This is a genomic window from Bradyrhizobium genosp. L (genome assembly GCF_015624485.1).
In the GTDB taxonomy this organism is placed as follows: domain Bacteria; phylum Pseudomonadota; class Alphaproteobacteria; order Rhizobiales; family Xanthobacteraceae; genus Bradyrhizobium.
This window is the reverse complement of the sequence record NZ_CP061378.1, coordinates 5,154,400-5,174,302: the sequence shown is the minus strand read 5'-3', so window position 1 is coordinate 5,174,302 and position 19,903 is coordinate 5,154,400. Positions and strand designations below refer to the sequence as shown.

The following is a 19,903-nucleotide window of genomic DNA, read 5'->3' as shown; positions in this document are numbered from 1 at the left end:
CCTTTCCACGTCATGCCCGGGCTTGACCCGGGCATCCACGCCCGTCCCCGCGGCGGGAAAGACGTGGATGGCCGGGACAAGCCCGGCCGTGACGGTCTGTTCGGCATTCGCGTCGTGGCCTTCTCTCGATAAGCTGACCTCATGGCTTCCATCCTCACCAACCTGTTCGACGGTGTCGCCTACGGCATGCTGCTGTTCGTGCTCGCCTGCGGGCTCGCGGTGACGCTCGGGCTGATGAACTTCGTCAACCTCGCGCATGGCGCCTTCGCCATGGCCGGCGGTTACATCTGCGCGGTGCTGGCGAACAATCTCGGCTGGCCGTTCTTTGCCGCGCTGCCGCTCGCCTTTGTCGGAAGTGCCGCGATCGGCGTCGTGCTGGAGCGCGCCCTCTACCGCCATCTCTACACCCGCAGCCATCTCGACCAGGTGCTGTTCTCGATCGGGCTGGTCTTCATGTCGGTGGCCGCGGTCGACTACATCATGGGATCGTCGCGGGTGTTCATCAAGCTTCCCGCGGCGCTGGAAGGGCAGATCGATCTGTTCGGCGTCGGCATCGGCCGCTACCGGCTGATGCTCGTCGTGATCTGCGGCTTGCTGACGCTGGCACTGCAACTGATCCTGGCCAAGACCAGATTCGGCAGCCGGCTGCGCGCCGCGGTCGACGATCCGCGCGCCGCGATCGGGCTCGGCATCAACGTGCCGCAGGTGTTCGCCTTCACCTTTGCATTCGGTTGCGGCCTCGCCGGCCTCGGCGGTGCGCTGAGTGCGGAGATCCTCGGGCTCGATCCGTACTTCCCGCTGAAGTTCATGATCTACTTCCTGATCGTCGTGACCGTCGGCGGCTCCTCGTCGATCACCGGGCCGTTCCTCGCCTCGCTGCTGCTCGGCATCGCCGACGTCGCCGGCAAATATTACGTGCCGAAGATGGGCCCGTTCGTGATCTACACCGTCATGATCGTGATCCTGCTCTGGCGCCCGAACGGCCTGTTCGGCCGCCCAGCTGCACGGTGAGCTGCGATGACCGCGCGCTCCGACGTCTCCTCTCACGCCATCGCCGGCGCACGCTGGCGGATCAGCGAAGTCGCGTTCTGGGTGCTGGCGCTGGCCTGCGGCATCCTGTTCCCGTCGCGCTATCTGATCATGACCGACATCGTGCGGCTCGGCCTGTTCGCGCTGTCGCTCGATCTGATCCTCGGCTATGCCGGCATCGTCTCGCTCGGCCATGCGGCCTTCTTCGGCGTCGGCGCCTATTCGGCCGGCTTGCTGGCGTTGCACGGCATCATCAATGAGCCCGTCGTCGCGCTGGTCGCCGCAGGCCTCGTTGCGGCGGTGCTCGGCTTCCTGACCAGCTTTCTCGTCATCCGCGGCGTCGACCTGACGCGGTTGATGGTGACGCTCGGCATTGCGCTGCTGCTGGAGGCGCTCGCCGAGCGCTTCGCTGACATCACCGGCGGCACCGACGGTCTGCAGGGCATCGAGATGCAGCCGATCCTCGGGCTGTTCAGCTTCGACATGTTCGGCAAGGTTGGCTTCTTTTATTCGCTGATCGTGCTGTTCATCCTGTTCCTGCTGGCGCGCCGCGTGGTGCATTCGCCGTTCGGCCTGTCGCTGCGCGCAATCAGGAACAATCCGCTGCGCGCGGCCGCGATCGGCATCCCGGTCAATCGCCGCCTGATCGCCATCTATACGTTCGCCGCGTTCTATGCCGGCATCGCCGGCGCGCTGTTCACCCAGACCACGGCGTTGGCCTCGCTCGACGTGTTCGCCTTCGAGCGCTCTGCCGACCTGATGCTGGTGCTCGTGATCGGCGGCACCGGCTATCTCTATGGCGGCCTGATCGGCGCGGTCGTGTTCAAGATGCTACAGGAGCTGTTTCAGAGCCTCACCCCGCAATACTGGCTGTTCTGGATCGGCCTCGTGCTGGTCGTGATCGTGCTGGTCGGCCGCGCCCGCATCCATCGCTGGGTGCTGTTCTTGCCGAACCTCGTGATCCGCCAGTTCGCGGGACGCAAGGCCGTCGTCGTGGTGCCGGAGAGTGACGCGTCATGACGATCGCGCTCGAAACATGCAATCTCGAGAAATCGTTCGGCGGCCTGCGCGTCACCCGCGATCTCTCGCTGAAGGTGGCGCAGGGCGCCCGCCATGCGCTGATCGGGCCGAACGGCGCCGGCAAGACCACCGTCATCAACCAGCTCACCGGCGTGCTGAAGCCGAACAGCGGCCGCATCCTGCTCGAAGGCAGCGACATCACCGATCTTCCCGTGCACAAGCGGGTGCTGCGCGGGCTGTCGCGCACCTTCCAGATCAACCAGCTCTATGCCGACCTGACCCCGCTCGAGACCATCGGCCTTGCGGTCTCCGAGCGGATGGGCCGCGGCGGCGACTGGTGGCGACGGATGGGGACGCGCGACGACGTCAACGGCGAGATCGCCGAGATCCTGTCGCGCTTCCATCTGCTCGACGTCATGACCGAGCCGACCGCGACGCTGGCCTATGGCAAGCAACGGCTGCTGGAGATCGCGGTCGCGATATCAGCCAAGCCGCGGGTGCTGCTGCTCGACGAGCCCGCCGCCGGCGTGCCCGAGAGCGAGCGTCATGACATCCTGGCTGCGGTCGCTGCGTTGCCGCGCGATGTCACGGTGCTCTTGATCGAGCACGACATGGACCTGGTGTTCTCCTTTGCCGACCGCATCTCGGTGCTGGTCAATGGCGGGCTGCTGACCGAAGGCGCGCCCGACGAGGTCGCGCGCGATCCGCAGGTGAAGGCAGTCTATCTCGGCGAGGCCGCCGATGCCTGATCTTCTCACCATCGAGGGCCTGCGCGCCGGATATGGCGAGGCGGTGGTGCTGCCCGACATGTCGCTGTCGCTGGCCGAAGGCCAGGTGCTGGCGCTGCTCGGGCGCAACGGCACCGGCAAGACCACGCTGATCAATTCGATCGTCGGCATCGTCAGGCGTTTTGGCGGCACGGTCGCGCTCGCGGGTCACGACATCACGGCGCTGCGGCCGGACCAGCGCGCCCGCGCTGGCATCGGCTGGGTGCCGCAGGAGCGCAATATCTTCCGCTCGCTCACCGTCGAGGAGAACATGACCGCGGTGGCGCAGCCGGGACCATGGACGGTCGAGCGGGTGTATGAGATGTTCCCGCGGCTCAAGGAGCGGCGCAGCAATTTCGGCAATCAGCTCTCCGGTGGCGAACAGCAGATGCTGGCGATCGGCCGCGCGCTGACCTTGAACCCGAAGGTGCTGCTGCTCGACGAGCCGACCGAGGGGCTCGCGCCGATCATCGTCGAGGAATTGCTCAGGGCGATCGGAACCATCACACGGGCCGGCGGCATCTGCTCTGTGATCGTTGAACAACACGCGCAAAAGATTCTGGGGCTCGCCGACCGCGTTGTGATATTGGAGCGCGGCACGATCGTGCACGACGCCGAGAGCCGGGCGCTGAAGGCCGATCCGTCCATCCTGGAGCGCCATCTCGGCGTCTCCGGGGCCAAAGCACATTAGAAATGTTCGGGAGTTGATCATGCAGCGAACCAAGCCTCCGTTCCGCGCCGACGAGGTCGGCAGCCTGTTGCGGCCGCCGAAGATCAAGGAGGCCCGCGCCAGGCTGGAGAAGGGCGAGATTGCAGCCGACGAGCTGCGCAAGATCGAGGACATGGAGATCGAGAAGGTCGTGCACAAGCAGGCCTCGATCGGGCTCAAGCTCGCGACCGACGGCGAGTTCCGCCGCTCCTGGTGGCACTTCGATTTCCTCAGCCACCTCACCGGCTGTGAGCTGTTCCATCCCGACATCGGCATCCAGTTCGCGGGCGTGCAGACCCGGCACGATGCCATCCGGGTGATCGACAAGCTCGACTTCTCCGATCAGCACCCGATGCTCGATCACTTCCGCTTCCTGAAGAAATATGCCGACCAGGCCCATGTCACGCCGAAGATGACGATCCCGTCGCCGGCGGTGCTGCATTTCCGCGGCGGCCGCAAGCTGATCTCCAAGGAGGTCTATCCGGATCTCGAGGAATTCTACGAGGATCTCGGCAAGACCTATCGGAAAGCGGTGAAGGCGTTCTACGACGCCGGCTGCCGCTATTTGCAGTTCGACGACACCGTGTGGGCGTATCTGTGCTCGCAGGAGGAGCTGCAGAAATCGCGCGAGCGCGGCGACAATCCCGACGGCCTGCAGGAGATCTACGCCCGCATCATCAACTACGCGATCGCCGAGCGTCCGTCCGACATGGTGATATCGACACATGTCTGCCGCGGCAATTTCCGCTCGACCTGGATCTCCTCCGGCGGCTACGAGCCGGTCGCCGAGACCATGCTGGCCGGCACCAACTACGACGGCTACTTCCTCGAATATGATTCCGACCGCGCCGGCGGCTTCGAGCCGCTGCGCTTCCTGCCGAAGGGCAACAAGGTCGTGGTGGTCGGCGTCATCACCTCGAAGTTCGGCGAGCTCGAGAGCAAGGACGCCATCAAGCGGCGGCTGGAGGAGGCGGCGAAGTTCGCGCCGCTCGAGCAGCTCGCGGTGTCGCCGCAATGCGGTTTTGCTTCGACCGAAGAGGGCAACATCCTCTCCGAGGAGGAGCAGTGGGCGAAGTTGCGGCTCGCCGTCGAGGTCGCGGAAGAGGTGTGGGGGCGATAAGCCTACCCGTCACTTCTCCGCCAGATAGACCTCGCCGAGCAGCGAGGAATTCGACCATGGCACCTGCTTGCCCTTGGTCGCGGCGACCACTTCGGCGCGCACCCGTGTGAGCATCTGCTGCACTTCGAGGCCGGGCGTGCCGATGTGGCGCGACAGCGCTGCCGAGAACGGGCTGTTGACGCCTTCGCCGTCGAGCGCGATCTGGCCCGGCGCGGTCGCGAATGCGATCAGCGTGCCGGCGCCGAGCGTCGAGCCTGAGCCGAGCGAAGTCGGCGCGGCCAGGCCGGGACTGGCCTCGATGCCGCGGCTCGGACCGGCGGACGCCAGCTGCGATGCCATCGGGTTGTTGCGGCAGGCATCGAGGATCAGGATGTTGGTGCGGATCTGATCGTCGAGGCCGGCCATGATGGTGTCCATGTCGACCATTGCATCGGTGATGCGGCTGCCGGGCGTGAGATCGATGTCGACCGGCACCAGATAGTTGCGGCCGTCGATCTGCACGCCATGGCCGGCATAATAGACCACGGCGACCTGCGCGCGCGCCGCTTCGCGCAGGAAGTCACGGATCGTCCGCTGCATCGCGTCGCGATCGAGATCGAGGCCCTCGGAGACCGTGAAGCCGATCTCGCGCAGGCTCTTTGCGACGGCGCGCGCATCATTGGTCGGATTGGGCAGCGCCCTGACATGGGCGTAGGCGCCGTTGCCGATCACCAGCGCAACCCGCCGCACGCTTGTTGCGGCCTCCGCTGGCGCGGCCGGTGCCGGTGCGGCTGGAGCAGCCGTGGCGGCGGTGGTCGGCGCAGCGCTTGCCGGCGCGGCAGCAGGCGCCTCGGCGGCCTTGCGCGGCGCAGTAGCCGCTTCCTGCAATAGCGAGAGACGTACCTTGGCGGTGGCCTGGTTGGCCTTGCTCCCGGCGTCGGAGGCCCGACCTTCGAGCACCGTCGCGTAATCCTGCTTGGCATGCTCGGCGTCGCCCTTGGCTTCATGGGCGAGGCCGCGCTGGGTGTAGGCCGAGATCAACACGCTGCCGGGCGGCGTCATGATGTTGGCGGGGGCTTTTGCCTTTGCCAGCCGGATCGCTTCCGTGGTGTCTGATATCGCGCGGTCGATGTCGCCCTTGGCGCGCCAGATCACGCCGCGGTTGATCAGCGGCTGCGGCAGCGACGGATCGATCCTGATGGCGTCGTTGATGTCGGCGAGCGCGGCGTCGAGATCGCCGAGCGCCAGCCGGCAGATGCCGCGGTTCTGATAGGAGAACGCCGATTTCGGCCCGGCCTTGATCGCGGCATCGTAGTCGGCGATCGCCTTGGCGTAGTCGCCCTTGCCGCGCCAGGCATTGCCGCGATTGTGGTAGACGATGCCGTTCGCAGGCCCGATGCGCAGCGCATCGTTGAAGTCGGCGATCGCGATGTCGTACTCGCCTTTGTCGTAGTAGGCCGAGCCGCGCAGATTGTAGACGGCGGTGCTGGGCTTGAGCCGGATCGCCTCGGTGGCGTCAGCGATCACCTGCGCGTAATTGCCTTTCTTGTTCCAGCCGACCGCGCGCCAGAAATAGACCGTGGCGAGCTTCTCGCCGGTGAACGCTTTCAGCGCGATGATCTTGCTGCAGGCATCGACCATCTGGTCCGCCGGCGTCGTGTCGGTGGTGCAGAGTGGGCCAAGCTGCGCGCGTGACTGGGCAAAGCAGGGCACTGCCCACAGGACGGCGGCAAGCAGGCAGGGGATCAGGAGCAGGCGGCGCATGGAGCATCCAGGGGCGGTGGTTGTGACAATCGGGTGACGGCGAGGCGGTCGATAGATTGTTTGTGGTCGAACCCCAGAAAGGGGTTCAACTGGTGGGAAAACAGTGGTAAGACCCCGCGCATCTCAGTTTCTGCCCACTTTTGTCCCACTCGCCGCCGCCCATCCCTGGCCTCATGAAGAACGACGAAATCCTCAGCCAGATCACGGATTTCTGCCGCCGTTCCGACATGGCGGAGACGACGTTCGGCCGTCGCTCGGTCAACGACGGCAAGCTCGTGCACCGGCTGCGCGAGGGCAAGCGCATCACCATCGACACGCTCGACCGCATCAACGCCTTCATCGCGGCCGCCACGCCGGGCGGGGTGGCGCCGCCGCGCGGCCTCGTGGTGCCGCCGGAGAAGCGCGATCCCAGGGGCAATTTCCGCTTCTTCGAGAACCGCCAGCGCTATCTGCTGTTCGTGCATACCTGCAGCGAGAAGCGGGTGATCGCCGACCGGGTCGCGCTGGAATTGTCCGCGATCCAGCCGCGGCCGCCGGCGATGCGGGTGTTCGACGCCGGGATGGGCGACGGCACCGTGCTGGCGCGCGTGTTGCGCGCCATGCATGTGCGCTTTCCGCATATGCCGTTCTATGTCGCGGGCAAGGAACTGAGCCTGGAAGACCTTCGCCTGACCCTCGACAAGGTGTCGGATCGCCTGCTGGAGCATCCGGCGAGCGTCTTCGTCTTCACCAATATGTACTACGCCGAAGCGCCCTGGCTGACGCCCAAGTCGTCCACGGCGGCTGCCAGCATGGTCTGGCACGAGGTGCCGCTGCGTGGCACATCCTCGGGCGAGTTCGAAACCCAGATCGCCGAGCTTGGCCCGTTCCTTGAGCAGAACTGGCGCGCCAATGTCAGCCCGCGGACCTCGATGCCGATCTACGACCGGCCGGTGGCGCTGGTGCTATACCGCGACGACCATCGGTTCCTGCTCGATTCCATCATCCCCCGGGCGGGTAAGACCGAGGCGAATTTCGATCTCGTGATCGCCTCGCAGCCCTACCGCGCCAAATCCTCGGTGAATTTCCGTGCCAAGCGCATCATCGCGCCGCTCGCCCGCGCGCTGCGCGGCGGCGGCCGGCTGATAGGAATCCACTCCCACGGACACGATCCCGGGCTTGAAATCATTCAAGCGGTCTGGCCCGGAGAACACCCTTTCGCGGTCAGCCGCCATGAGATATTGCGCGCTGTCAAATACGAGCTCGGCGCGGCCGGACGCGAGCTTAACTTTAATGCGTATGCGGATAACCGCTCGATCTTTCGATATGATATGGAGGCGCTGCCCAACGAGGTGACCGGCTCGATCGGAACCTCCACGGCCTTTGCAGCCTGGAACGCGGCGGTGTATGTCGCGCAGATTGAAGACGACCGGTTGACCGACATGACTGATAGCGCGCGGACCCTCGATGCAACCAGAGAGGTGCTGCGCCGACACAACGGGCTTTGGTTTTACGACGAATCCTACGTCATCTCGCGTCGTCGCGACTGACATTCCATGACACACCATAACAACCACCGCCGGAATGGCGATCATTAAGAGGTTTTGCTGATGCGCGCGTCCTATCTGTTCACCAGCGAGTCGGTTTCCGAAGGCCATCCGGACAAGGTCTGCGATCGCATCTCGGACGAGATCGTAGACCTGTTCTACCGCGAAGGGCCGAAGGCCGGCATCGATCCGTGGGCCATCCGAGCAGCGTGCGAAACGCTCGCCACCACCAACAAGGTGGTGATCGCCGGCGAGACCCGCGGCCCGGCCTCGGTCACCAATGACCAGATCGAGGGCGTGGTTCGCTCCGCGATCAAGGACATCGGCTACGAGCAGGACGGCTTCCACTGGGAGAAGTGCGACATCGAGATCCTCTTGCATCCGCAGTCGGCCGACATCGCGCAGGGCGTCGACGCGCTGCAGCCCGGCGAGACCAAGGAAGAGGGCGCCGGCGACCAGGGCATCATGTTCGGCTACGCCACCAACGAGACGCCCGACCTGATGCCGGCGCCGATCTTCTACGCCCACAAGATTCTGCGGCTGATCTCGGAAGCCCGCCACTCCGGCCGCGAGAAGGTGCTCGGCCCGGACTCCAAGAGCCAGGTCACCGTGCAGTACGAGAACGGCAAGCCGGTCGGCGTCCGCGAGATCGTGGTCTCGCATCAGCATCTGGTCGAGGACATCTCGTCCAAGCAGATCCGCGACATCGTCGAGCCCTATGTGCGTCAGGCGCTGCCGAAGGAGTGGATCAGCGACAAGACGATCTGGCACATCAACCCGACCGGCAAGTTCTACATCGGCGGTCCCGACGGCGATTCCGGCCTGACCGGCCGCAAGATCATCGTCGACACCTATGGCGGCGCGGCCCCGCATGGCGGCGGCGCGTTCTCCGGCAAGGATCCGACCAAGGTCGACCGCTCCGCGGCCTATGCCGCGCGCTACGTCGCCAAGAACGTCGTCGCGGCCGGTCTCGCCGACCGCTGCACCTTGCAGCTCGCCTACGCGATCGGCGTGGCGCGTCCGCTGTCGATCTACATCGACACCCACGGCACCGGCAAGGTGTCGGAGGATGAGCTCGAGAAGGCGGTTGCCAAGGCGATGGACCTGACGCCGCGCGGCATCCGCAGCCATCTCGACCTCAACCGTCCGATCTACGCGCGCACCTCGGCCTACGGCCATTTCGGCCGCACGCCCGACAATGAGGGCGGCTTCTCCTGGGAGAAGACCGATCTCGTCGAGCCGCTGAAGCGCGCGCTCTGATCCCCGCGTCATTCCGGGGCGCTCGCGCGAGCGAGCGAACCCGGAATCCTCCTCCATCACCTCCAGATTTCGGGTTCGCCGCCGAGGCGTCCCGGAATGACCGATACAACAACAGGACGCTCACATGAACGCCCCCACGAAGCCCGGCTTCACCGACTACATCGTCAAGGATATTTCGCTGGCCGATTTCGGCCGCAAGGAGCTCTCGCTCGCCGAGACCGAGATGCCCGGCCTGATGGCCACCCGCGAAGAGTACGGCCCGAAACAGCCGCTGAAGGGCGCGCGTATCGCGGGTTCGCTGCACATGACGATCCAGACCGGCGTGCTGATCGAGACGCTGGCAGCGCTCGGCGCCGACATTCGCTGGGTCTCCTGCAACATCTATTCGACCCAGGACCACGCCGCTGCCGCGATCGCCGCGGCTGGCATTCCGGTGTTCGCGGTCAAGGGTGAGACGCTGACCGAGTACTGGGACTACACCGCCAAGCTGTTCGACTGGCACGGTGGCGGTCATCCAAACATGATCCTCGACGACGGCGGCGATGCCACCATGTACGTCCATCTCGGTCTGCGCGCCGAGAACGGCGACGCCGCCTTCCTGGACAAGCCGGGTTCGGAAGAAGAGGAAGTCTTCTTCGCGCTGTTGAAGAAGCAGCTCAAGGAAAAGCCGAAGGGCTACTTCGCCGAGATCGCCAAGAGCATCAAGGGCGTTTCCGAAGAGACCACCACGGGCGTGCATCGTCTCTATGACATGCAAAAGGCCGGCACGCTGCTGTGGCCGGCGATCAACGTCAACGACAGTGTCACCAAGTCGAAGTTCGACAACCTCTATGGCTGCCGTGAATCGCTGGTCGACGGCATCCGCCGCGGCACCGACGTGATGATGTCGGGCAAGGTGGCAATGGTCGCGGGCTTCGGCGATGTCGGCAAGGGTTCGGCCGCCTCGCTGCGCCAGGCCGGCTGCCGCGTCATGGTGTCGGAGATCGATCCGATCTGCGCGCTGCAGGCGTCGATGGAGGGCTATGAAGTCACGACCATGGAAGACGCCGCGCCTCGTGCCGACATCTTCGTGACCGCGACCGGCAACAAGGACATCATCACGATCGAGCACATGCGCGCGATGAAGGACCGCGCCATCGTCTGCAACATCGGCCACTTCGACAACGAGATCCAGATCGCGTCTCTGCGCAATCTGAAGTGGACCAACATCAAGCCGCAGGTCGACGAGATCGAATTCCCCGACAAGCACCGCATCATCATGCTGTCGGAAGGCCGCCTGGTGAACCTCGGCAACGCCATGGGCCATCCGTCCTTCGTGATGTCGGCGTCGTTCACCAACCAGACGCTGGCGCAGATCGAGCTGTTCGCCAACAACAGGGACGGAAAGTACAAGAAGGAAGTCTACGTGCTGCCGAAGTCGCTGGACGAGAAGGTCGCCCGCCTGCATCTCGCCAAGATCGGCGTCAAGCTGACCGAGCTGCGCAAGGACCAGGCCGACTATATCGGCGTCAAGCAGGAAGGTCCGTACAAGAGCGACCACTACCGCTACTGATCCGCTGTTGCTGCGAGAGATTGTGAAAAGCCCCGGCATTGTCCGGGGCTTTTTGCCGGGTGCGGCGCTTTCTCCAACGTCGTCCTGACGAAAGTCAGCACCCATAACCATCGAATTTGATTGTGAACGGGATTGTGGTCCCAGCGTCGCGCGATAATTGGCAATTTGGGTAATGGGTCCTGGCTTTCGCCAGGACGACCGTGAGAACGTTGCAAACAACGCGGTGTCGTCGACCGCGGATGCGTCGCTGTGTCGGCCTCAGCCGCCCCGCGGATCCGACGGCGATAGGCTGTGGCCCAACTGCCGCGAGATATCGCCGGCGCAGGCTTGTAGCGCGGCTGCGATCGGGCTGTCCCAGTTGGCGTCGAAGGTGCCTTCCGGTCCCATCGCGGTGATCACCAGCGCGACATGGCCGGCATGGTCGAACACCGGCGCGGCGAACGCGTTGACGCCGGGCAGGGGGTCGCCGATCGCGCGCGCGAGCCGGTGGCTGCGGACCTCGGCCAACATCTGTACCGTCTTCGCACTCGCCGGCGCACGTTTCGGATTGTAGCCGACGCCGAGCCGGTCGAGACCGCTATCGAGCGCGGCCTTCACCGCGTTCGGCGGCATGAAGGCGGCGAACGCCCGGCCGGTCGCGGTCTCCAGCAGCGCGACCACCGAGCCGACGCGCATCGCGATATGCACGGGATGGCTCGGCTCCTCGAGCCGCACCACGGTCGGCCCGTGCGTGCCCCAGACCGAGAGCGACACGGCGTGGTTGACGCTGTCGGCGAGGGCGGCGATCCGCGGCGTGGCGATGCGCACGGCCGAGAGCCGGCGCAGGCTGATCAGGCCGAGCTCGAGCGCCAGCGCGCCGATCTCGTAGCGGCCGGTGCTCTCGTCCTGCTCGATCAGGCCGATGCGGGAAAAGCTGACGAGATAGGGATGCGCCTTGGCCGGCGGCATGCCCGCTTCGCGCGCGAGGTCGCGCAGCATCATCGGCTCGCCGTTGCGGGCAAGCGCACGCAACAGCTCGCCGCCCACTTCGATCGACTGGATGCCGCGGCTCTCTTTCGTCATGTGGTCCCGTCAACTCGTGCCGGCTCTCGCTCGGCTATGTCGCAGCCGCGCCCGCGATGTGCTTGCCCGCGATGTAGCCGAAGGTCAGCGCAGGGCCAAGCGTGATGCCGGCGCCGGGATAGTTGCCGCCCATGATGCTCGCCATGTCGTTGCCAGCGGCATAGAGGCCTTGGATCGGCCGGCCGTCGGCATCGAGCGCGCGGGCATTGGCGTCGGTGCGGATGCCGGCATAGGTGCCGAGATCGCCGACCACCATCTTGATGGCATAGAACGGGCCGTGTTGGACCGGCGCAACGCAGGGATTGGGGCCATGCAGCGCGTCGCCCTGGTAGCGGTTGTAGGCACGCGAACCCTTGCCGAAGGCGGGATCGCGGCCTTCGGCTGCGGCCGCGTTGAATTCGGCGACGGTGGCCTCGAGCGCCTTGGCGTCGATGCCGGTTTGTGCGGCAAGCTCGCCCAAGGTCGCACCGCGCTTGAGGTAGCCGCTTTTGAGATGATGGCCGAGCGGCATCGGGCGCGGCGGCACGCAGCCCAGGCCGTATTTGCGCAGCGTCTGGTGATCGCAGAGCAGGAAGGCTGCGATCTCCTCGCCGGGCTTTGCGGCTTTCATCATCGCCCGCACGAAGTCGTGGTAGGAATTGCCTTCGTTGGCAAAGCGCTTGCCGTCGCGCGTGACAGCGATCACGCCCGGCTTGGCGCGATCGATGAAGTGCGGCATCACGCCTTTCGAGCCGTCCTTGCGCGTCGTCACCGAGACCGGCACCCAGGCCGCCGCATTCGGCAGCGTATCCTCGACGCGGCCGCCGGCGGATTCGGCGAGCCGCAGGCCGTCGCCGGTGTTGCCGATGGGACCCGGCGAATAGTGCTCCTTGCCGGTCGGCGCGTGCGGAAACATCTTCTGCCGCCGGGCGACATCGTGCGGGAAGCCGCCGCAGGCCAGCACCACGCCGTGCCTGGCGTTGACGCGGACCGCGCGGCCCTCGCGCATGACGATGGCGCCGGTCACCGCGCCGCCCTCGACGATCAGTTCGCGCACCGGCGAAGACAGCCACAGCGGGATATTGAGGTCGAACGCGGATTTCGCCAGCCGGCCGGCCAGCGCGTTGCCGTTGGTCAAGGTCATGCCGCGGCCGCTGCGCGCGACGTCCATGGCGTGCTTCGACAGCCGTTTCGCGACATAGGCCGCCGAGGTCAGCGAGCGCGTCGCGCGCATGAAATGGACGATCTCCTTGCCGGAGCCGAGCATCATGCCGAACACGGTGAGCTCGGGCAGGGGGCTGCCGAGATCCTTGATGGCCTCACCGAGCTCGTGGCCGTCGAACGGCCGCGTCACCATCGAGCGGCCGCCCTGCGCGCCGCCGGGCGCTTCGGCATGATAGTCCGGGAAGGTCAGCGGCATGTCGAAACGCACCGCGGTCTTGGTCGTGAAGAAGTCGACCGCTTTCGGCCCTTCGGTCAGGAACGCATCGACGCGCGCGGCATCGAAACTGTTGCCGGCCTCGTGGCGCAGATAGGTCTTGGCCTGGTCCGTGCTCTCCTCGATGCCCCAAGCCTTCGCCAGCGAGGTGCCGGGGATCCACAGCCAGCCGCCGGAGCGCGCGGTGGTGCCGCCGAATTTCGGCTCCTTCTCGACCACCAGCACCTTCAGGCCATGATGGCCGGCGGTGACCGCCGCCGACAGCCCGGCGCAGCCGGAGCCGATGACGAGCGCGTCGCATTCATACGTTTCTTCGCTGGCCACGTGAAGCGATCCTATTTCTTCAACAGCGGGCATTTGGACTCGGAGACGGGACGGAAGGCGTCTTCGCCCTTCACCGTCTTGACGATGTCGAGATAATCCCACGGCTCCCTGGATTCCGAAGGCTTCTTGACCTTCGCCAGATACATGTCGCGGATCACGCGGCCATCCTCGCGCAATTTGCCGCCGTGCACGAAGACGTCCTCGATCGGCAGCTCGCGCATTTTGGCCATTACTTTCTGCGGATCGTCGGTGCCGGCGGCCTGGATCGCCTTCAGATAATGCAGCACCGAGCCGTAGACGCCGGTGTGGATCATGGTCGGCATCACCTTGGCGCGGGCGAAGAATTTTTGCGACCACGCCCGGGTCTTGTCGTCCATATTCCAGTACGACGCCGTCGTCATGTAGGTGCCCTGCGCGGCGTTGAGCCCGACCGCATGTACGTCGGTGTCGAACATCAAAAGGCCGACCAGCTTCTGGCCGCCTTGCGCGAGGCCGAACTCGCCGGCCTGCTTGATCGCGTTGTCGGTGTCCTGGCCGGCATTGGCGAACGCCACCACGTCGGCCTTCGAGCTCTGCGCCTGCAGCGCGAAGGAGGAGAAGTCGGCGGTATTGGTCGGATGCCGCACGCCGCCGAGCACCTTGCCGCCCATCTCGTTGATGAAGCGCGTGGCGTCCTTCTCGAGCTGCTGGCCGAACGCGTAGTCGGCGGTGATGAAGAACCAGGATTTGCCGCCTTCCTTGATCACGGCGGAGGCCGTCACCTTGGAGAGCGCATAGGTGTCGTAGGAGAAATGCACCGTATTGGGGCTGCACAATTCGTCGGTCAGCGAGCTCGCGCCGGGACCGGACAGCAGCGCGATCCTGTTGCGCTCGCGGACCATGTTGTGCACGGCGATCGCGATGCCGGAATTCGGGATGTCGGCGACGGCGTCGACCTTGCCGTTGTCGAACCAGTCGCGGACGATCTGGACCCCGACATCGGTCTTCATCTGGTGATCGGCCGCGATGATCTCGATCGGCTTGCCGAGCACGGTCGGCCCGAATTCCTCGACCGCCATCTTGGCCGCTTCCACCGAGCCCGGCCCGGAGTTGTCGCGGCCCCAGCTCGAGAGGTCGGTCAGCACGCCGATCCGCACCACGCCGTCGGAAATCTGCGCCTGCGCGGCTGCGGTCATGGCCGCAAGCATGGCTGCCACCGCCAACAAATGTCTCATCGTTCCTCCTCTGGATGTCCCGCATTCTCCGGCGGATATTGCTTGATTAGGAATTATCTAATCAATTTGTCAATGGCGAATGATGCAAGAAGGTCACACGATTGTTTCCACTGATTGCGCCACCCTTCACTTTCGGTGAGCAAACGCTTACAAAGATGCTTTCGGACGGTACCTCGGCAGGCCTTAGGCTCTGGACCCGGCTGAGGTACCAAGTCGTTGTGAAACAAGGGGAATTTTCGCACGCCCGCGAGGCGCTCCAAGCCTTCGTCGGTTCTGGGCGACCAGGACGGACGGGATAGCGTCGACCGGCCGCGATCTGAGATCGATCATGTTGAGACAGCTTTTCGCACCGCAGCTCGTCATTCTCTACGTGCTGGTGGCTTCCACGCTTTACGTCCATTTCCGCGGCAAGCAGCGGCTGCGGTTCGCGCGCCAGATCGGCGATCACTCGACCTATCTCGCGCCCTACAACGTGCTGATGTATGCAGGCTCGGCGGTGCCCAACACGCCGGTGATCCCGGTCGAGCAGTTTCCGGAGTTGAACAAGCTTTCGGAGAATTGGGAGACGATCCGCGACGAGGCGACGCGGCTGTTCGACGAGGGCTTCATCCGCGCCGCGGCCAAGAACAACGACTGGGGCTTCTATTCATTCTTCAAGAGCGGCTGGAAGCGCTTCTATCTGAAATGGTACGACGACTTCCTGCCGTCGGCGCGCACGCTGTGCCCGAAGACCGTCGAGCTGTTGAACTCGATCCCGAACGTGCATGGCGCGATGTTCGCGATGCTGCCGCCCGGCGGCAAGCTCGGGGCGCACCGCGATCCCTTCGCCGGCTCCTTGCGCTATCACCTCGGCCTCGTCACGCCGAACTCGAACCAGTGCCGCATTCTGGTCGACGGCGTCGAATGCGTCTGGCGTGACGGCGAGGCCTTCATGTTCGACGAGACCTTCATCCACAGCGCCGAGAACAAGACCGACGTCAACCGCATCATCCTGTTCTGCGACGTCGAGCGTCCGATGAAGTATGGTTTCATGACGCGGATCAACCGCTGGGTCAGCCACAACATCGTCAAGGCGTCGGCGACGCAGAACGTCGACGGCGAGCATGTCGGCGCGCTGAACAAGGTGTTCGGCAAGCTCTACGAGCTTCACCTCGGGAGTCGCAAGGTCAAGGCGTGGAATCGCAACGTGTACTACACGCTGAAATATTCGGTGACCGCGCTGATCCTCGGCCTGATCGTGATGTCGGCACTCAGGTAATCGGCCCTGTAACTTTTCGGAATTCAGAAGCCCCGGAGCGAGCTCCGGGGCTTTTTGTCTGGTCCGGCGACGTTCAACTCTGCGCGGCACGGCGCCTTCACGCTCGATCCGTCGCACTGAAGTGCTACAGTCCATCCTGCCGTTTCGCATTGAGGGGACCCTTGTCATGGCCGATACATCTTTCGCCACCACCGCAATGAGCGGATACGAATTATTGGCCGATCCACAGCTCAACAAGGGCACCGCGTTCTCCGATGCCGAGCGCGAGGCGTTCGATCTGCACGGCCTGCTGCCGCCCAATATCCTGACCCTGGACGAGCAGGTGTCGCGCCGGCTCGAGGCGCTGCGCGGCTTCGAGACCGATCTCGAGCGCTACGCCTTCCTGCGCGAGTTGCAGGACACCAACGAAACGCTGTTCTACGCGCTGCTGGTCGGCAATCTGGAAGAGCTGTTGCCGATCGTCTACACGCCGACCGTCGGCGAGGGCTGCCAGAAATTCAGCCGGCTGTTCCGCAAGCCGCGCGGGCTGTTCCTCAGCGTGCCGCACAAGCACCGGATCGACCGCATCCTCGCCCATCCGCGTTTCGATTCCGTCGAGGCGATCGTGGTGACCGACGGCGAGCGCATCCTCGGCCTCGGCGACCAGGGCGCCGGCGGCATGGGCATCCCGATCGGCAAGCTTGCGCTCTACAGCGGCTGCGGCGGCCTGCATCCGGCGACGACGCTGCCGATCATGCTCGACGTCGGCACCGACAATCCAGACTGCCTTGCCGATCCGCTCTATATCGGCTGGCGCCACGAGCGGGTGCGCGGCCAGGACTACGACGATTTCATCGAGGCCTTCGTCTCGGCGGTAGTGAAGCGCTGGCCGCGCGTGCTGCTGCAATGGGAGGACTTTGCCAAGAACAATGCGACGCGGCTGCTCGATCGCTATCGCGACCGGCTCTGCACCTTCAATGACGACGTGCAGGGCACCGCGGCGGTGGCGACCGGCGCCTTGCTCTCGGCCATCAACGTCACCGGCGTGCCGCTGACCGAGCAGCGCGTCGCGGTGCTCGGCGCCGGCTCCGCCGGCTGCGGCATCGCCAGCCTGATCCGCGCGGCGATGCGCAACGCCGGCGTCTCCGAAGCGGAGGTGGCGACACGCTTCTTCATGGTCGACCGCGATGGGCTCTTGCTCGAGGGCATGACCGGGCTCGCGCCGTTCCAGTTGCCGTTCCTGCAGAAGAAGGAGGCGATCGCGAACTGGAAGGTCGGCCATCCCGACAAGATCGGGCTGCTCGATGTGGTGCGCAACGCCAAACCGACGGTGCTGATCGGCGTCTCCGGCCAGGCCGGCGCATTCTCCGAGCCGATCGTCCGCGCCATGGCCGAATGCAACAAGCGCCCGGTGATCTTCCCGCTGTCGAACCCGACCTCGCGCGAGGAGGCGACGCCCGTTGACATCGAGGCCTGGACCGAGGGACGGGCGCTGATCGGCGTCGGCAGCCCGTTCCCGCCGATTACCCGCGATGGCGCCCGCTTCAAGGTCGACCAGACCAACAATTCCTACATCTTCCCGGGCGTCGGGCTCGGCGCGCTCGCGGTCGGTGCGCCCCGCATCAGCGACGGCATGTTCATGGCGGCGGCAACGGCGCTTGCCAGCGCCTCGCCGGCGCGCAGCAACCCGAAGCACAATCTGCTGCCGCCGGTCAGCGCGCTGCGCGACGTCGCCGTCACCGTCGCGATGGCCGTGGCCGTGCAGGCGCACAAGGAAGGGCTCGCCAAAGACGTTCCGGTCGACCAGATCGAGGCGCGCATCCGCGCCAAGATGTGGTCGCCGCAATACGTGCCGTATCGGCGCGCGGGAGCGGCGTGACGGCGGAGGCCGACTAAAGTTATAGCCGCAATATCCTGGTCCGATTGGAACCCGCGCCGGGCCGGTGTCGTTTGTGATCAAACGATCCGGTCCACGATGGGGCTTGCGATCGACGTGGTCGACCGGCTCGAGCAGCAAGGGAGGACCCGGCATGACGAACTGGCGAAAAGAATCCGCGCTCGATCTCTACAATCTGGCGGCGGCGATCTTCCTGCTGGCGGCACCCTGGATGTTTGCCGGCAACAATCCTGCGGCGGCGGTCGATCTCAGGATGAGCGGCGCTGTGATCGGGCTGCTGTCGCTGGCGGCGATCCTCGCGTTCTCGGTCTGGGAGGAGTGGATCAACCTGCTGGTGGCGGCGTGGTTGATCGTCTCGCCCTGGCTGCTCGGCTTCACCCACACCCGCGCGATGCATTTTGCCATCGCGGCCGGTGCTGTGGTTGCCTTCATGGCTCTGATCGAGCTGTTCCTCGAATACGAGAAGACACATCTCGGCCCGGCCGCAGCGCAGGCGGTGGAGCGGCATTGAGAGCGGGGAGCATCTAGCAGCCGCGGCAAATGCCCCTGATCTTGCGGTCGACCATCGCGTCCTCCTGGTCGATGATCTGCTGCGGCGTCGACATCGATGCGGGGATGTCGGCCGCGCGCGGCTGACGATGGCCGACCGGCGCCGACCATGGCCTGGTCGCGGTTTCGTTCGATGCGAAGGCTGGGGCGGCCACGATCGTCATAACAAGAAGAGTAGTTCCGCCAAGTCGCTTGAATGCGATCATTTGGGAATCTCCGTGCCGCCGTCACCGTGCTTCGTGCGGCTCCGATGGATGATTCCGTTGACCGCGGTCGTATTCCCGCTGCCGCCGGCGATGGGCGTCACGCCAGGATTCACCGACGTGCTCGCGCTTCGGTGATCGCGCGTGATGAAATGTTTTCGGCCGTTCGCCGCACTTGGTCTCAGAAGCCGAGCTTGTTCGGGCTTCGTCCATCGCGCGGAGAGCATCGATGACCAAATTGACCTTTATGGCGGCCGCCCTGGTCGCAGCAGCTGCATATTCGGCGCAGGCCCTGGCGGCTGGCAATAATGCCGCGGTGCGGCGCGCTCATGCCCAGGCGACGACGGCGAGCGCCGGCAAGACCAATTGCGTGCGCGCACCGAACGTCGGATCGTTCGCGACCGCGCCCTTCACCGAGCCGCCCTGCATGCCCGGCACGATGCGCTGACACGCACGGCAAAAAGCCCCGGGCGCGATGCCCGGGGCTTTGTCACGTCCGCAAAAGCGTGGCCAGATTATTCCGGCTTGCCGATCGAAACCTTCAGCGTGCCGACGCCGTCGACGCCGCATTCGAGCTTGTCGCCGGGCTGCAGCTGCGAGACGCCGGCGGGCGTGCCGGTCATGATGATGTCGCCGGCGGCGAGCTTCACCTGCTGCGACAGCTGCCAGATGATTTCGGGCACGTTCCAGATCAGCTCGGTGAGGTCGCCCTTCTGGGCTTCCTTGCCGTTCACCGTGAGCCAGATCTTGCCCGCGGTCGGGTGGCCGATCTTCGCGGCCGGCTGGATCGCCGAGCAGGGCGCGGAATAATCGAACGACTTGCCGATTTCCCACGGGCGCTCCTTCTTGCGCGAGGCGATCTGCAGGTCGCGGCGGGTCAGGTCGATGCCGACCGCGTAGCCGTAGACGTGCTCGAGCGCCTTGTCGGCCGGGATGTTCAGCCCGCCGCTCTTCATCGCCACCACCAGCTCGACCTCGTGATGCAGGTCCTTGGTCAGCGGCGGATAGGGGATGGTGGCGCCGTCGGCGACCAGCATGTCGGCGTGCTTGGCGAAGAAGAACGGCGGCGCGCGCTCGTCATTGCCCATCTCCCTGATATGCTCGAGATAGTTGCGGCCGACGCACCAGATGCGGCGCACCGGGTAGACGCCGGCTTCGCCGACGACGGGAAGCGAGGCTTGCGGGGGAAGCGGGATGACGGTGGAGGCGGCGTTCATGAACGGGTCTCGGACGGTTGAGGGCGGGAATGCGGCCCGTTTTTACGCGGTCGCCGG

General features: G+C 65.3%; 18 protein-coding genes. 12 read left to right on the top strand and 6 right to left on the bottom strand.

Features of this window, described 5'->3' with window-relative positions:
- Positions 1-141: 141 nt before the first annotated feature.
- From IC762_RS24705 to IC762_RS24685, 5 genes are read left to right on the top strand one after another with little or no spacing between them, the layout of a single operon-like run.
- Entirely contained in the window at positions 142-1,011 is an 870-nt protein-coding gene (locus tag IC762_RS24705; RefSeq protein ID WP_195784813.1) for a branched-chain amino acid ABC transporter permease, read from the top strand.
- Positions 1,012-1,017: 6 nt separating this feature from the next.
- Entirely contained in the window at positions 1,018-2,049 is a 1,032-nt protein-coding gene (locus IC762_RS24700) for a branched-chain amino acid ABC transporter permease (RefSeq protein WP_195784812.1), read from the top strand.
- Entirely contained in the window at positions 2,046-2,798 is a 753-nt protein-coding gene (locus IC762_RS24695) for an ABC transporter ATP-binding protein (RefSeq protein WP_195784811.1), read from the top strand. The genes IC762_RS24700 and IC762_RS24695 overlap by 4 nt, the downstream gene beginning before the upstream one ends.
- On the top strand, positions 2,791-3,507 hold the full coding sequence (locus IC762_RS24690; protein WP_195784810.1) for an ABC transporter ATP-binding protein: 717 nt from the start codon (positions 2,791-2,793) through the stop codon (positions 3,505-3,507). The genes IC762_RS24695 and IC762_RS24690 overlap by 8 nt, the downstream gene beginning before the upstream one ends.
- Before the next feature lie 19 nt (positions 3,508-3,526).
- Positions 3,527-4,645 (top strand): cobalamin-independent methionine synthase II family protein, encoded by a 1,119-nt coding sequence (locus IC762_RS24685; protein ID WP_195784809.1) that lies wholly within the window; start codon positions 3,527-3,529, stop codon positions 4,643-4,645.
- Positions 4,646-4,654: 9 nt separating this feature from the next.
- Here the strand turns inward: IC762_RS24685 and IC762_RS24680 are convergent, their stop codons facing one another.
- Complete coding sequence (locus IC762_RS24680) at positions 4,655-6,388, bottom strand: caspase family protein (RefSeq protein ID WP_195784808.1); 1,734 nt, start codon at positions 6,386-6,388, stop codon at positions 4,655-4,657.
- A 173-nt stretch (positions 6,389-6,561) separates the two neighbouring features.
- Here IC762_RS24680 and IC762_RS24675 point away from each other — a divergent pair, with 173 nt between their 5' ends.
- The 3 genes from IC762_RS24675 to ahcY all read left to right on the top strand — a co-directional run bounded on the left by IC762_RS24675 (position 6,562) and on the right by ahcY (position 10,726).
- Entirely contained in the window at positions 6,562-7,917 is a 1,356-nt protein-coding gene (locus IC762_RS24675) for a hypothetical protein (RefSeq protein WP_195784807.1), read from the top strand.
- A 60-nt stretch (positions 7,918-7,977) separates the two neighbouring features.
- The gene (gene metK / locus IC762_RS24670) at positions 7,978-9,174 is read left to right on the top strand and encodes a methionine adenosyltransferase (protein WP_195784806.1); all 1,197 of its coding nucleotides are present in this window, start codon (positions 7,978-7,980) and stop codon (positions 9,172-9,174) included.
- A 124-nt stretch (positions 9,175-9,298) separates the two neighbouring features.
- Positions 9,299-10,726 (top strand): adenosylhomocysteinase, encoded by a 1,428-nt coding sequence (ahcY, locus tag IC762_RS24665; RefSeq protein ID WP_195784805.1) that lies wholly within the window; start codon positions 9,299-9,301, stop codon positions 10,724-10,726.
- Between the two features lie 258 nt (positions 10,727-10,984).
- On the opposite strand, the gene IC762_RS24660 is transcribed toward ahcY, so the two are convergent.
- From IC762_RS24660 to IC762_RS24650, 3 genes are read right to left on the bottom strand one after another with little or no spacing between them, the layout of a single operon-like run.
- The gene (locus IC762_RS24660) at positions 10,985-11,788 is read right to left on the bottom strand and encodes an IclR family transcriptional regulator (RefSeq protein ID WP_195784804.1); all 804 of its coding nucleotides are present in this window, start codon (positions 11,786-11,788) and stop codon (positions 10,985-10,987) included.
- A gap of 34 nt (positions 11,789-11,822) precedes the next feature.
- Complete coding sequence (locus tag IC762_RS24655) at positions 11,823-13,562, bottom strand: FAD-dependent oxidoreductase (protein WP_195784803.1); 1,740 nt, start codon at positions 13,560-13,562, stop codon at positions 11,823-11,825.
- Complete coding sequence (locus IC762_RS24650; protein WP_195784802.1) at positions 13,541-14,743, bottom strand: ABC transporter substrate-binding protein; 1,203 nt, start codon at positions 14,741-14,743, stop codon at positions 13,541-13,543. The genes IC762_RS24655 and IC762_RS24650 overlap by 22 nt, the downstream gene beginning before the upstream one ends.
- Positions 14,744-15,071: 328 nt before the next feature.
- Here IC762_RS24650 and IC762_RS24645 point away from each other — a divergent pair, with 328 nt between their 5' ends.
- From IC762_RS24645 to IC762_RS24635, 3 genes are all read left to right on the top strand, one after another.
- Complete coding sequence (locus IC762_RS24645; protein WP_195784801.1) at positions 15,072-16,001, top strand: aspartyl/asparaginyl beta-hydroxylase domain-containing protein; 930 nt, start codon at positions 15,072-15,074, stop codon at positions 15,999-16,001.
- Between the two features lie 166 nt (positions 16,002-16,167).
- Positions 16,168-17,859: an NAD-dependent malic enzyme gene (locus tag IC762_RS24640; RefSeq protein ID WP_195784800.1), complete on the top strand. Its 1,692-nt coding sequence runs from the start codon at positions 16,168-16,170 to the stop codon at positions 17,857-17,859.
- A gap of 151 nt (positions 17,860-18,010) precedes the next feature.
- On the top strand, positions 18,011-18,388 hold the full coding sequence (locus tag IC762_RS24635; RefSeq protein ID WP_195784799.1) for an SPW repeat protein: 378 nt from the start codon (positions 18,011-18,013) through the stop codon (positions 18,386-18,388).
- Between the two features lie 13 nt (positions 18,389-18,401).
- Here IC762_RS24635 and IC762_RS24630 read toward each other — a convergent pair whose 3' ends face one another.
- Positions 18,402-18,590 (bottom strand): hypothetical protein, encoded by a 189-nt coding sequence (locus tag IC762_RS24630; RefSeq protein WP_195790263.1) that lies wholly within the window; start codon positions 18,588-18,590, stop codon positions 18,402-18,404.
- 268 nt (positions 18,591-18,858) lie between these two features.
- Here IC762_RS24630 and IC762_RS24625 point away from each other — a divergent pair, with 268 nt between their 5' ends.
- Entirely contained in the window at positions 18,859-19,077 is a 219-nt protein-coding gene (locus IC762_RS24625; RefSeq protein WP_195784798.1) for a hypothetical protein, read from the top strand.
- 67 nt (positions 19,078-19,144) lie between these two features.
- On the opposite strand, the gene IC762_RS24620 is transcribed toward IC762_RS24625, so the two are convergent.
- Entirely contained in the window at positions 19,145-19,846 is a 702-nt protein-coding gene (locus IC762_RS24620; protein ID WP_195784797.1) for a fumarylacetoacetate hydrolase family protein, read from the bottom strand.
- Between the last annotated feature and the right edge of the window lie 57 nt (positions 19,847-19,903).

Bases quoted from the DNA above. Each gene is read 5' to 3' on its own strand.
- IC762_RS24685 (WP_195784809.1), top strand. From the start codon at position 3,527: ATGCAGCGAACCAAGCCTCCGTTCCGCGCCGACGAGGTCGGCAGCCTG.
- IC762_RS24680 (WP_195784808.1), bottom strand. From the start codon at position 6,388: ATGCGCCGCCTGCTCCTGATCCCCTGCCTGCTTGCCGCCGTCCTGTGG.
- IC762_RS24635 (WP_195784799.1), top strand. From the start codon at position 18,011: ATGACGAACTGGCGAAAAGAATCCGCGCTCGATCTCTACAATCTGGCG.
- IC762_RS24620 (WP_195784797.1), bottom strand. From the start codon at position 19,846: ATGAACGCCGCCTCCACCGTCATCCCGCTTCCCCCGCAAGCCTCGCTT.
- ahcY (WP_195784805.1), top strand. From the start codon at position 9,299: ATGAACGCCCCCACGAAGCCCGGCTTCACCGACTACATCGTCAAGGAT.
- IC762_RS24625 (WP_195784798.1), top strand. From the start codon at position 18,859: ATGACCAAATTGACCTTTATGGCGGCCGCCCTGGTCGCAGCAGCTGCA.
- IC762_RS24690 (WP_195784810.1), top strand. From the start codon at position 2,791: ATGCCTGATCTTCTCACCATCGAGGGCCTGCGCGCCGGATATGGCGAG.
- IC762_RS24655 (WP_195784803.1), bottom strand. From the start codon at position 13,562: ATGCCCGCTGTTGAAGAAATAGGATCGCTTCACGTGGCCAGCGAAGAA.
- IC762_RS24705 (WP_195784813.1), top strand. From the start codon at position 142: ATGGCTTCCATCCTCACCAACCTGTTCGACGGTGTCGCCTACGGCATG.
- IC762_RS24630 (WP_195790263.1), bottom strand. From the start codon at position 18,590: ATGACGATCGTGGCCGCCCCAGCCTTCGCATCGAACGAAACCGCGACC.
- IC762_RS24695 (WP_195784811.1), top strand. From the start codon at position 2,046: ATGACGATCGCGCTCGAAACATGCAATCTCGAGAAATCGTTCGGCGGC.
- IC762_RS24675 (WP_195784807.1), top strand. From the start codon at position 6,562: ATGAAGAACGACGAAATCCTCAGCCAGATCACGGATTTCTGCCGCCGT.
- IC762_RS24640 (WP_195784800.1), top strand. From the start codon at position 16,168: ATGGCCGATACATCTTTCGCCACCACCGCAATGAGCGGATACGAATTA.
- IC762_RS24645 (WP_195784801.1), top strand. From the start codon at position 15,072: ATGTTGAGACAGCTTTTCGCACCGCAGCTCGTCATTCTCTACGTGCTG.
- metK (WP_195784806.1), top strand. From the start codon at position 7,978: ATGCGCGCGTCCTATCTGTTCACCAGCGAGTCGGTTTCCGAAGGCCAT.
- IC762_RS24700 (WP_195784812.1), top strand. From the start codon at position 1,018: ATGACCGCGCGCTCCGACGTCTCCTCTCACGCCATCGCCGGCGCACGC.
- IC762_RS24660 (WP_195784804.1), bottom strand. From the start codon at position 11,788: ATGACGAAAGAGAGCCGCGGCATCCAGTCGATCGAAGTGGGCGGCGAG.
- IC762_RS24650 (WP_195784802.1), bottom strand. From the start codon at position 14,743: ATGAGACATTTGTTGGCGGTGGCAGCCATGCTTGCGGCCATGACCGCA.